The organism is Wolbachia endosymbiont (group B) of Scrobipalpa ocellatella (assembly GCF_964188425.1).
In the GTDB taxonomy this organism is placed as follows: Bacteria; Pseudomonadota; Alphaproteobacteria; order Rickettsiales; family Anaplasmataceae; genus Wolbachia.
The window spans coordinates 706,431-718,617 of record NZ_OZ077190.1 but is presented as its reverse complement, the minus strand read 5'-3'; the positions used below and the strand labels follow the sequence as shown (position 1 = coordinate 718,617).

The 12,187-nt window shown below is 34.2% G+C and carries 12 protein-coding genes and 2 pseudogenes; 2 read left to right on the top strand and 12 right to left on the bottom strand.

Translation table 11 applies throughout. From position 1 onward, the window contains the following. Positions 1-55: 55 nt before the first annotated feature. Complete coding sequence (gene radC / locus AB3210_RS03350; RefSeq protein WP_019078756.1) at positions 56-736, bottom strand: RadC family protein; 681 nt, start codon at positions 734-736, stop codon at positions 56-58. Positions 737-1,422: 686 nt separating this feature from the next. On the opposite strand from radC, the gene AB3210_RS03345 reads away from it, so the two are divergent. Further along, positions 1,423-2,529, top strand: coding sequence for a D-alanyl-D-alanine carboxypeptidase family protein (locus AB3210_RS03345; protein ID WP_012482049.1), 1,107 nt, complete (start codon positions 1,423-1,425; stop codon positions 2,527-2,529). Between the two features lie 32 nt (positions 2,530-2,561). On the opposite strand, the gene AB3210_RS03340 is transcribed toward AB3210_RS03345, so the two are convergent. The 4 genes from AB3210_RS03340 to AB3210_RS03325 form a co-directional block, all read right to left on the bottom strand. Then, a complete protein-coding gene (locus AB3210_RS03340) occupies positions 2,562-3,902 on the bottom strand; it encodes a DNA recombination protein RmuC (RefSeq protein ID WP_007302846.1) in 1,341 nt (446 codons plus the stop codon). 273 nt (positions 3,903-4,175) lie between these two features. Beyond that, entirely contained in the window at positions 4,176-5,336 is a 1,161-nt protein-coding gene (locus AB3210_RS03335; protein WP_052264657.1) for a porin, read from the bottom strand. 100 nt (positions 5,337-5,436) lie between these two features. Then, positions 5,437-6,240 (bottom strand): hypothetical protein, encoded by an 804-nt coding sequence (locus AB3210_RS03330; RefSeq protein WP_007302848.1) that lies wholly within the window; start codon positions 6,238-6,240, stop codon positions 5,437-5,439. A 174-nt stretch (positions 6,241-6,414) separates the two neighbouring features. Beyond that, on the bottom strand, positions 6,415-7,278 hold the full coding sequence (locus AB3210_RS03325) for a hypothetical protein (RefSeq protein WP_264377384.1): 864 nt from the start codon (positions 7,276-7,278) through the stop codon (positions 6,415-6,417). 276 nt (positions 7,279-7,554) lie between these two features. Between AB3210_RS03325 and tnpA the strand changes: the two are divergent. Then, positions 7,555-7,973 (top strand): annotated as a pseudogene (gene tnpA / locus AB3210_RS03320) (IS200/IS605 family transposase). 50 nt (positions 7,974-8,023) lie between these two features. On the opposite strand, the pseudogene AB3210_RS03315 reads toward tnpA, so the two are convergent. From AB3210_RS03315 to AB3210_RS03285, 7 genes and pseudogenes are all read right to left on the bottom strand, one after another. Continuing rightward, positions 8,024-8,308 (bottom strand): annotated as a pseudogene (locus AB3210_RS03315) (phage baseplate assembly protein V); the annotation flags it as partial. Beyond that, positions 8,295-8,768, bottom strand: a complete 474-nt coding sequence (locus AB3210_RS03310; RefSeq protein WP_052265020.1) for a hypothetical protein — start codon at positions 8,766-8,768, stop codon at positions 8,295-8,297. The gene AB3210_RS03310 and the pseudogene AB3210_RS03315, both read right to left, overlap by 14 nt. After that, positions 8,765-9,265: a phage tail protein gene (locus tag AB3210_RS03305; RefSeq protein ID WP_052265019.1), complete on the bottom strand. Its 501-nt coding sequence runs from the start codon at positions 9,263-9,265 to the stop codon at positions 8,765-8,767. The genes AB3210_RS03310 and AB3210_RS03305 overlap by 4 nt, the downstream gene beginning before the upstream one ends. Position 9,266: 1 nt before the next feature. Further along, positions 9,267-9,572 (bottom strand): hypothetical protein, encoded by a 306-nt coding sequence (locus tag AB3210_RS03300; protein WP_052265018.1) that lies wholly within the window; start codon positions 9,570-9,572, stop codon positions 9,267-9,269. An 83-nt stretch (positions 9,573-9,655) separates the two neighbouring features. Further along, positions 9,656-10,660 (bottom strand): major capsid protein, encoded by a 1,005-nt coding sequence (locus tag AB3210_RS03295; protein ID WP_052265017.1) that lies wholly within the window; start codon positions 10,658-10,660, stop codon positions 9,656-9,658. A 37-nt stretch (positions 10,661-10,697) separates the two neighbouring features. Beyond that, positions 10,698-11,066, bottom strand: a complete 369-nt coding sequence (locus AB3210_RS03290; RefSeq protein WP_096097249.1) for a head decoration protein — start codon at positions 11,064-11,066, stop codon at positions 10,698-10,700. Between the two features lie 75 nt (positions 11,067-11,141). Further along, positions 11,142-12,182: a S49 family peptidase gene (locus tag AB3210_RS03285; RefSeq protein WP_052264934.1), complete on the bottom strand. Its 1,041-nt coding sequence runs from the start codon at positions 12,180-12,182 to the stop codon at positions 11,142-11,144. Between the last annotated feature and the right edge of the window lie 5 nt (positions 12,183-12,187).

Genomic DNA, 12,187 nt, shown 5'->3' with positions numbered 1-12,187 from the left:
CTTCATGTATAGCTTTACTTTCATAATAAGAAAAATGGCAAAAGCAATTTTAGATCTACTCTAATAAAAGCCTATTTTCCTTGAAACTAAAATAGCTACTAAATGTGATAATAATATGATCTATTAATTCTATTCCTATGCTTTTGCAAGCTTCTGCAAGCTGTCTAGTGAGAAACATATCGCTACTTGAAGGCTGTATATCTCCACTTGGGTGATTGTGGGATATTACAATCGATGTTGAGCCAATCAAAAGAGCGCGTCTTATGATCTCTCTAACGTAAATAGGAGTTTGATCTACTGTACCAAAGTTCTGCAGATCTTCCGCTATTAGACGATATCTTTTATTCATATAGATGACGCGAAAATTTTCTTTATTAAGGCTTCCTATACTTACTTTTAAATAATCAAGCAAATTTTCCCAGTTATTGATTATAGGTAGGTCCTTTATTTCTTCTCGTGCAGAACGAACAAAAGCCTGTTTCACACAAAAGATAGCAGATATGGCTGCATTATTAACTCCTTCAATATTTTGCAGTGCTTCTAAATCGGCATTAAAAACTTTATTTAAACTGCCCAAATTTTCTATCAAACTCTTTGCTACTGGCTTTACATCGATTCTACTATATGCTGAATATAAAATGTGTTCTAAAATCTCATAATCAAGCAATGATTGTCCGTTATCTAAAATAATTCTCTCTCTTAGGCGCTTTCTATGACCTTTTTTGTAATCTTTCATTATTCATGAATTGCTTATCTCTTATAATAAGAAATTGAATTTTTAAGTAAAATATTTAATAAAACACATGAAGCATAATTGTAAATTTTTGAAGACAGCAAATGAAAGTAGCCCCTCTCTTGTCATCCCCTGCTCCCTCCTTCTTGTCATTCAAGTAGCCTCATCCCAGTGTCCCTTCTATATATCATCCCAGTGCTCCTTCTATGTCATCCCAGTGCTTGACACTGGTTTCTTACCAACAAAAACCTAGCATAACTTTTGTGCTCAAAAAATTTCCAGTATCAAGTGCTGGCCTGAAGCTTTAGCTGTAAATGTTAAGAAATTTACCAAGCGAAAAAAAAGGCAAAAAAATCCCCGTGTAACGAGTTTTGACCCTATAATAATGTAAATTGGCGCTGTAATAATGTGCTAACGCTTAAAATAAGCGCGTTTTGGCTGAATGTAGAAAAAATAAAAAAGACATGCAGCCGCTATAATTTTTATGTAATTTGCCAATAAATATCTGAGTTTTTTACTGAATTTTTGTTGTTGAACCCGCGCGGATCGAAAACAAGGATAAATACTCTTATTGTCATAATAAGGGGGCTGGCGCAGTTTGTCAAGGAAGTTTTATGCGAGAGATCTATTGAAATGCTCGTGCAAAATCATACTATTAATTAGTACACTATAAATTTAAAATTATAAATATGTTAAGCAAATTAGTAACTTTGCTATTAATTTTTATATTTCCTTTTTACTCATACTCATATCAGTTTAGAACCAAAGCAAAGCAAGCAATTGTCTTAGATTTAGCTTCAGACTCGTTCATTTTTGAACACAATTCCAGGGAAAAAATGGCCCCATCTTCAATGAGTAAGTTAATGACTTTATATGTAGCTTTTGACTATCTAAAAGCTGGAATAATAAAAATGGAAGATAAATTTCGAGTAAGTAGAAAAGCATGGGAAAGGAAAGGCTCTTCTATGTTTTTGAAAGAAGGTCAATTTGTTACGGTAAAAGAACTACTTGAAGGAATTACAATTGCCTCAGGTAATGATGCATGCATAGCGCTAGCCGAGGGTATCGCAGGATCAGAAGAGAATTTTGTTGCTGAAATGAATGAAGTTGCACAAGATTTAAATCTTAATGATAGTCATTTTGTTAACTCAAGCGGGTGGCCAGATGAAAACCATTTTATGAGCGCAAAAGACTTGGTAACACTGGCAAAAAGGATTTTTACTGATTTTCCTGAATACTATGATCTATTCTCTGAACAATATTTGACATATAACGATATTGTACAAAAAAATAAAAATCTTTTACTTTTCCATGATATTGGAGTTGATGGTCTAAAGACAGGTCATACAAGTGCTGGTGGTTATGGAATTATAGTATCTGCAAAACGGAACGATAGGAGAATTTTTGCTGTTGTGAATGGTTTGGACACCGAGAAAGAGCGAATAGAGGAAGCAAAAAGACTAATACAATATTCCTTAAATCATTTTAATACCAAGAAAATATTTGCTAAGGATAGCGTAGTTGAAGAAATAAATATTGTTTATGGAAAAGATAAAAAGGTGCCCGTTACAGTTGCAAACGATGTTACCATAACTTATAACCGCAGATTACATGATAAAATTAAAGTGCGTATTGAGTATAAAGATATGGTACCCGCACCAATTAAAAAAGGTCAAGAAGTGGGCAAAATTTTTGTAGAAATACCTGGTACTGAGCAACAAACTATACCTGTTTATACAGCAAATGATGTGCAGAAATTGAGCTATATAAAAAAAATTTTTAGAAAGTTGTTTTAATCAGCAAATGTAAGTTAAGGAGACCTGAAATACTAATCTACTTTCAACCTCTCAGCATGTAAACTGCGTGGTAAAGATTCCAACTCTTTTGCAGCAGTGAGTTCTTTATTTTTTGCATGTATACCAAGCTTATTGAATTCTCGGGCAGCAGGAAACACTCTTGCCTCAAGCGAACCAGCAGTTTTATTGTAATGATCAACAGCACTTTTTAAGCTTCTGCGTAAATTATCAAAATTTTCGCCCATTGTGCAGATTCGCTCATATAAAATATGGCCTAGTTCACTTATTTTCTTTGCATTTTCAGCTATCATCTCTTGCTTCCATCCATAGGCTACTGCCCTAAGTAGCGCGATTAAAGTGATTGGTGTTGCAATAATTACTTTTTTTTCTATTCCAATTTCTATCAAAGCTGGTTCACATTCTAGTGCTGCACTGAAAACCCCTTCTCCTGTTAAAAAAAGTACCACAAGCTCTGGCGTATTTTCAAATTGGTTCCAATATTCCTTTCTGCCTAGATCATTTATATGTTTTTTTATTGCCAGAGAATGATTCTTCAATTTTTCCTTTTGTATCTGTAAATCATTTTGCGACATAGCATCCATGTAAGAATCAAGTGGTACTTTAGCATCTATTATTATTTGCTTTCCTGATGGCATTTTTATTATCAAATCAGGACGCAACAAATTGTCCTCATTTTTATCAATTACTGAAGCTTGAGTCAAAAAATCGCAATATTCAATCATTCCCGCCATTTCTACTACTCTTTTTAGCTGCATTTCACCCCATTTTCCCCTAATGTGAGGCTTCCTCAGGGCGTTAGCAAGGCTAGAAGTTTGACTCATTAATGCTCCAATTTGCTCCCTTAAACCTTCATAGGCCCCTACCCTCTCCTTCTCTAGGTCACGTATTTCACTATCGAATTTTTCTAACTTTTCTTTTATTGGAGTGACAACTTCGTTGATCGTTGCTTGCCTTTTTTTGAAATCACTTTCTGTTTCTTTTAGCTTACTATCGATTACTTCCTTCGCTAAATTCAGAAAATTATTGTTGTTTACCTGCAAAGCATCAAGAGAGAGAGCTTTAAAAGTGTTTGTAAGCCTCTCCTCTGCTTTTGTTAGTAATTCTATTTCCTTTTTCTTTTCCTCACGCTCTTTTTGTAGAATTACTTCAAGCTCTGCTTTTTTGACTTTCAACCCAACTATCTCTTCATCCTTATTCAGTAAAGTTCGCTTTGCCTCTTGAAGCTCACGCTCTAATTTAAGTTCAAGATTTGCTTTCTCCTCACTTAGCTTTCTATTCTTTTTTACGACGAAAAAGAGAAATAACAGTAAAAAAAGAAAATTTAACCCGAGAACTATAGAATTGAGAAGCATCAGAATACAGAAAAAACCGCACTCACAATACTATCTAATTTTTCTATATATAAAAAAGAAAAAAGAGAATCAAATGAGGTACTCTTTTGTGAAGGATTTGGTTTACTAATTAATAATCGCCTACACTTGGATTAGTGACATAATGTCTTTTTATTAAAAATCTTATATAATAGTTATTTTTATCATATCAAATAGCACATATATTAACAACTCGATTTTACTCTCATTGCTTACTATTTACCACATTACAACACTTACAAACCGGTTATTTCATTAAAAACTTAGCTTCAGCCCAGCCAAAAGCACATACCCGGAGTTATTACTTTCGATTTCAGGTTCTTTGGTACTAAATTTTACAATATCGAAGTAGTATGAAGTGCCAAGAGCTAATGGATATTCAAGACTGAAAGCCTGTGATGTTAATTCGTTTGTACCTTTGCCTACAATATCCCTGCTACTACTAAAATATGTTAAGCTCACTTTACGAGAATCAGAATGATAAGCAACACCTGCATTTATATAATTCATATTACTTGTTTCAGGACTACGTTTCTCACCAGATTTACCGCCATTACCGTACGAAAAAATGCAATCAAGTTCAAAAAGTTTTAGCTTCAAGCCAAAATTCCAGTGTAGCAATTGATTACGGCATTTATAATTTTCAGAAGTACCATCCGAGCAATCAGTTAAATTTTCTCTTGCAAACTCACCAGTAAAAGCAGTAGTAAAATTTATTTCATCTGATAAGCCATTTTTATAGGAAAGACCAGCGGCTATTAGATTGTTATATTGCAAATTATTTTTTCCTGGAACATAACTGAGTCCAAGTTGAAAGTTATAGATTTCAGGAGAAATATAGTTTATCGTTGGTTGTTTTAACTTCAGCTCTAGTCCATTATAGTCGCTGTAAATATTGGGTTTTACCCAAAATACCTCATCTTTATCATACCCAGGATCATTATCTTTTTTTTCATTACCGCGCAAATTTGAGTAATTTGTCCAATGACCATTTATTCCTCCGGCAGCTGTGTAAATTTTTGAAGTGTTAATTAACATACTCTGACTAACTAAACTTCCTTTACCATATTCAATTGATCCAAATTCCTGGTTCTTTATGATAAAATACCACTTCTCCATTTCTAACTTTTCTATGTCTAGTGCCTTTAAGTTTGCAATACCAGAAACTTCTACCTTAACATTAAACCCCAGTTGTGTATTTGGATAAACTTGCTGCAAATAAAGAAAGCGCAGGTCTGAATAGCTTGAGGTCTTGTCTTTTGTAGAGCTAAAAGAATCTTTATTGAAAGCGTAGCCAAATCTTAAATCTACTTTTCCATCTAGTTCTACATAAAACATCTCCTTATCCAGAATTACCCTAGCGTTAGCACTTCCTCCCACAAGTAATGATAAAAATAGTGTGATTAGTAACCTCATAGGTAAGCTTAAATTCTTAATATAAGCTTAACAGAAATAAAAAACAATCCTTATATTGTGTAGAACTTAGATACTACAAACCAATTAATGACAAAAGCGTTTAAGCATTCTTCACACTATGTTTTTGAATTATATTTCCATAAATAATTGATATGCTTGATAGTTTTCGCTTTAATAACTGCTTGTTAATGGAAGAATGTATACGATTAACTATTTTAGATGTGTTATTTGCATCACAGTTCATCAAAATAAAAAGTACCTTATTCTCATCAATACATCCTAAAAAATCATCACTACGGCAATTTTTATAAAAATGTTCTATGATAATTTTTAGTGTATCATTTTCCTTATTACAACTGCTGTTTAAACCTATTATTCCTATAACTGCATTAATTTGATATTCAAAGGCAAAATTCAATATGACATATAACTCCAAAATCGTTGAATCATTGTCTGGTATATCAAACAAGTTGTGTTTTCTATATTTCTTACCCATCAGATATTTATCCCTAAACATTGCTAGCTTATGAAACAGGCTAATGTCACGTATCAATAGCTCATAATTAATCTTGCTATTAGTAAATTGCGTTGTGCGAAAAACTTTTACCTTTGTTTTTATATCTTCTCCTTTAGCGTCGATTAAAGAAAAGCCTATCACTTTTGGCAATATATCGGGCAAATCGCGCCCATCTTCAGTATACTCCAAATAGCTTTTCATATCTTCAGCTGCTCTTGCACTTAAAATATTGATTAACGGCTTATTAAGTAAATTCCCTTCTTCACATTTTAATAAATTCCTTGCTGCTTGATTGAGTCCCAAGATTAACACGTTTTTTTTCTCATTATCCTGAGAAACAGATATCACAGCATCATCTTTCCTTCTTGCCGTTATAAAATCTTCCATGCTTTCATTCTATAAAATGTATTTACCAGTATAATAAAGTTGTATTAAGATTTATTTACCTATTGATATACTTAATCAAGTATAGGCAAGCATAACATAACCAGCTATTTCTAAGTGATGATAAAGGAAGCAAAATTACAAATGTAATTTTGCTTGTTTTCTTTAATACCTTCATCACAACAACTGATTTTGCTGTATTGGATTAGATGGTTGAATATAACCTAAACTACTGTGACACGATTCTTCGTATGACGGTGGTGATGAACACGATTCCTCGTATGAAGGTAGTAGTTCCTCAAGCGGTGCTGAAGGTTGTACTTTTTCATAATTGTCAGAAGGAAAATTGTCTGATTCTTTATTATTAGTTGCTTTATCCATACATTTTACTGGTTGCTCTATATAGTCTTGTATTTCTTTTGTAAAACTATGATTTAGATAACAACTTGTTAAGTAAGCTACACCTGCTACTGTGAGTGCTAATGATGCAAAAACTAAAGGTGAAGCTCCTATACACCTAAAAACCTTTACTTTATACATACTCATATGAGCAGGTGGGTCAATGGTTGTTGCTAAAAAAATAAAAAAACCAAGTGAAAAAAATATTAACAAGCAAATTCCACCCAATGAACAAGATCCTAACGCTACTTCTTTTAATGATTTTTCGTTTTTCTTTTTATTATTAAGGCTTCGATACATTTTATTAACGTTAGTATTGCTAATATAATCTTCTAGTTCTTTTAAAATTTGAGTCTTTAACTCTTCAATCTCATTATCTATTAACGAATAGTATTTTTTATACCGCTGCTTCAATTGAACGTCTAATACTGATTTACCACCATTGAGAAGATTTAAAATGTCTTTTTTGCATAACTCAATCTCCTGAGAAATTTTAGAATCGTTTTGTTCTTTTATATCTTGATCCATTTTAGCCTGTAGTTTTTGACCAAAATCTTTAAATACAGTTCTGCAAGAAAGGTATTTTAATATAATAGGTAAAGCCAGCTCATTTCCCTTACTAAGCAAAGATAAAAGATTCAAAGCGAAAGAATTAGGTACTGCTTCTCTTGGTAGAATTAAGTGAAATCTTGGAGAGTAGACCGGCGGAACTTCCCCAGTCAGTCTCTCGCAAAACTGTACGTAAATCTCTCGATTTATACAGCTTCCATTATTCAGCCTTTTGACCTAACCCTAATGTCCAGTGGTAGAAAGTCTTTGGATTCTCTTCTTTTATTGTCCCAAATTTGGGAGAAAAACCCTGGACTTGAAGTCCATCCTTTTAAGAATATAATTTTAAGGTGAAAAATCTGAAAGAATGTGGAATATTATAGAAAAAGCAGTCACTCTGTATATATATCACATAGTGTGGATAACAAAATATCGATATCCAGTACTAGTTGGAGATATTGGACAGAAAGCTAAAGAAGTTGTACAAGAAGTATGTGCAAATAATCAAGTAGAAATTATCAGAGGTAGAGTTGCGTCAAGTCATGTACACGTATACGTTTCTGTACCCCCATACTTAAGTATTAGTAAGTTAGTGCAGTTAATAAAAGGAAAAAGTTCCAGAAAAATCCAGCAAAACTTTCCAGAGCTAAAAAAGAGATACTGGGTTGTGGGCAGTAGGCTACTTTGTCAGGACTAGCGGAAATGTAACTGACGAAATGATAAAAAATTATATTGAAAATCACTCTAAAAAAGAAGATAAATTTGGTGACTTTCAAGTCGAAAGTTAGCATTCTATGCTCTCTCTTAATCTTTGGATTTTAATCCATAGTGGTTGAATTTCTGGTGCAGAATACTTTTGTTGATATATTCCAGGAAGTACTACTCCTAAAGATAATTCTCCCAGCGGGGAAAGTATAACTACTTGCTCATCAATATCTGGCGGAGACCAATCTCTATCTTTTCCTGCTTTACTTGTTATCCATGGCAGATAATCTGTTACAATATCTCCTATTTTCACTCTTACTTTTGCTTTTTCACAATCTACTTCTTTTACAACTCCTATACGAATGATATTAGCTACTTTTCTCTGTAACTCTGCAATGGCAAAATTATTTTCTAACATGCATTTCTCCCACTGCTATTTTATGTGGTTTGATTTTCCCCTCTTCCCATACTGATTTACCTAAATGAAGCTGATGACTCCAATCAACCATCCACACCAAATATGCATCTAATTCGGGTCTAAATCCATCAGGCTCTGCAGAAAGAAATTCAGCCGGAGATACATTCTTTTCCCAGGTATTCTTGTTCACTACTCTTGCAACCTCAGCAGCGAATGTTCTGACAATAATAGGGGCATTTTCTATTGTGCTATCAATCACTATTCGTGCTTCAAATCTTGCTTTCAGCGCTAATTCCTCTGTTCCAGGATCTTTTCCCGATTCTAAACTCACAAACTCTACAAATAACGCTGGCGCTAATAATTCTTTTCTTATCGATGGATAAATTTCACAAGTTTGAATTGCTGGTATTTCTCTCTTCAGCGTGGTACAAATTTTATCATGTAAATCTTTCAAATTCATCCTTTATAGCTCAATTCACGTTCAAAAAACTTTGTAAAGACTTTCTCAACCTCATAATTAACAAGGTCTTTTATTATTCTTGAGCCTTCTGGTTCCAGCGGTAGTTTTACTTCCTTTATTGGCAATGCTGCTCTTCCTTCACGTTTAAACATACCGCTATTTCCTTTTGGCATAACTGCTGCAAATCCTCCTATAAACTCATGCTTTCCTACTTTCGATCCTCTTCTTGTTTTTTGTATTTTACCAATTGTCCATGCTCTAATGTCATAGAGATTTGCTCTAATTAACACTTCTAATCTGCTAGTTTTCGCCTTAAAAATTCTTAATCTCTTTCTTATCAAACTTAATTTTATCTTCTTTTCCTCACTAATTTCTTTTGCTGTCTTCAATTTTAGCCATAGTGCTGTTCTGTTTAACGCTCTCACTATTGCTAATTCTATTTTTTTTCTTTTAGCATTTACACTTTCTATTACCTCAACTTCTATATGAACAGACATTTTACACCCCATACGCTTCGATTCGCCAGACCATTCCAGATTTATCTCTAAGTGGTGGTGTGTGTATTTTGTATTTGCAATCACCTATAACAAAAATATCTCCTACAATTGGCCTCAGTATATCAAAAATGCTTACCTCAAGAAAAAGCATCTCTCCCACAAATTGTCCTTCACCAATCTCGTATAATTTATCTGGCTGTTGCTTTAATACCTGTACCATATATGACTTATCCTTTGATTTATATAAAGCCACTTCTCCTAAATGGGCAAAACAATCTTTAAATAATCTCTTAATATTCTCTTGCACGTTTCTCCGCTATATACTAACATTTATATGCTAAGAAGAGGTAAAGCATTCTTCTGCCTCACACCGCTTTATATTTGCTCTACCTATGTTGCAACGATCTTGACTAGTATCGCTGGACGGTGGCACATTGGCAGAGGGTTTGACTGCGTATGCAAATCAGTCCCTCTATCAAATCTTCTTGGCTCTTGTTTTGCATAGAGTGGCTGTCCTAGTGTATTTACTGTTTCATTAAAATCTGCTGGTGCAAAATATGTTGTAAATGTGCTCGCTGTTCCTACTGGAAAACAGTGTCCTGTATCTCTTTCTATAAACCTTCTTACGGTTCCTTCAGGATCAGTTGCTTGCCCTCTATATTCCTCAAATGTGATTCCGCAGAATGTAAATCCTGACCTCATATCATTCCTTAGCGCTGCTCCTTCTTGCCATCTCTCGTATGCTTCTTTCACTTTACTATGCGAAGTTAGTGCATCAAAAAACTCAGGGCTTACCAAGGCATGAATTCCGGTCATATATTCGCCACTTAAGTTGTCTTCGATATGTCGCAATACCTCCAGACACTTACGCTTGACATCTGTTGTTGCTGTTCCAAGGGCAAAATTTACTACTTTTGGTGTGATTTCAAATTCGTTGTACAAATTTAATAATTCTGACCCGTCAGCATCAAGAATAATTCCCTTCAGCGCTCCCATTCGCAAATGCTCTAATGTTATTGCATGTTTGTTTCTCATTAGCTGCAAATGATCAGTTATTACATCTGCAAGCGCTTTCAGTTCACTCTCTGATCCAAATGCCCTTATTCCTTGTACTTCTTCTGGCAGCACTACATCATCATGCGGAATGTGCGGAATCGTAAATGTTCTTATCTTTCTTTTTCCTCTTTTTCCTACTGTTGCTGGTGCTCCGGGTACTTGCGTTGGTAGTAAACTTAACACTCCGTTGTGTTCTTCTATCGTAATATGTCTAAATCTTACTGACCTATTTGGAAATAAATTTAAATTTTCAACACGTCCATAATTTATCGGCAATATATTCATCGCATTTGTTAGTGCCGTCATGCTAAATGCTGTATTTGTAAATGGATTTTGCATTCTTTCTTTTCCCCCTTATATATATTTTAATAGTTTTTTAAACTCCCTTGCGGATAATGATCCCTTGTGCTTCAAGTTGCTTTATTGCTGCAGCTTTCTGCTCTTCAGTGATATTTGCTGGCCATACAACTGCATGATCTGCTAGCATTGCACCACGAGTAACAATTACTCCTTTACTATTTTCCTTTGCGTTTACATCGCTTGCTATCACTCCTATCGCCGTTTGTGTCCCATCTGTGGCAGTTGGATTGATTATCCTAATCATGTTGTCTTTATCACGACTAACAACTGTTCCTAGCTTCAGATTTTCCCCCTTGGCTACTGTTATCTGATCTCTTGAATATAGACTTGATGCCTCATACTTTAATAAGTCACCCAGATTATTTTGTTCGGTTATACATGTCATATTTTCTTTTCTCCTTTTTTCCCTTTAGTTTACCGCCATGTTTGTAGTTGTTGTACCCGACGGTTATAAAAAAACTTAAATACTTGATTGTGCTCTAGCTTTAGCTACTTGCATCATCAACTCCTCTCCTGAATTCTGTGGTATTGCACTCAGTATCTCTGTCTTCTTCGTTCTCTCTGCAAGTAATTCCATTAAAACTTCCCTAGCTTGCTCAACACTTACGCCTTGCTCAATAAATTCTTCTATCTTTTCTGGCACCTTCGATAAATTACATAAACGTATTAATTCACGAACTTCAGTACGATACTTGGTTAAATTATCAGTTTCTAGGTCGTTTGTAGTTTGTTCATTCATAGTAATACTCCTGTTTTTATTAATAGATGAAAGAATTGTCATTCCGTCTGCAAGGCCTATTTCTACTGCTTTCTCCCCAAAATATAGCCCTGCTTCTGTTGATCGAATCTTTTCAATTGAAAGACCTCTGTTTCTTGCTATTAGCTGCAAAAACATTTCATATAGTCTTCCTACTTCTTTTTGTAAGCTTTCTAAACTTTCAGACGTCATTGGCTCATGCGGATTTAAATCATTCTTCCGACTACCAGCAAATATTGTGGTATATTTTATTCCCTGTTTTTCGTCAAATCCACTTTGATCTATATGACTTGCTATTACTCCTATACTCCCAATTCCTGAAGTGCGGGTGAGAAAAATCTTTTCAGCGCTAGAGGCTATAGCGTACGCAGCAGAATATGCATCATCATTTGCTATTGCAATAATTCTCTTTTTTGCTCTTGATTCATAAATAAAATCAGCTAGGTCAAAGACACCGTTTACTTCCCCTCCTGGACTGTCTATGTCAAGTAGAATCGTCTCTATGCTTTTATCTTCTAAAGCACTCTCTATCTCTTCATGAATATTTTCATACGAAGTCATGTCTAAAATATGATCAAAAGCTTCTGTTTTTTTTGTCAAAACTCCATAAATACGTATTATTGCTATTCCTTTTGGATTTATATGAAAATGCTTTAAATTCTTAAAGATAGGTTGTTTGCTGTTATATAATGATAGTAGTTCAAAACTTCTTCTCTCTACCATTATTGGTTTATTTATCCACATCACCT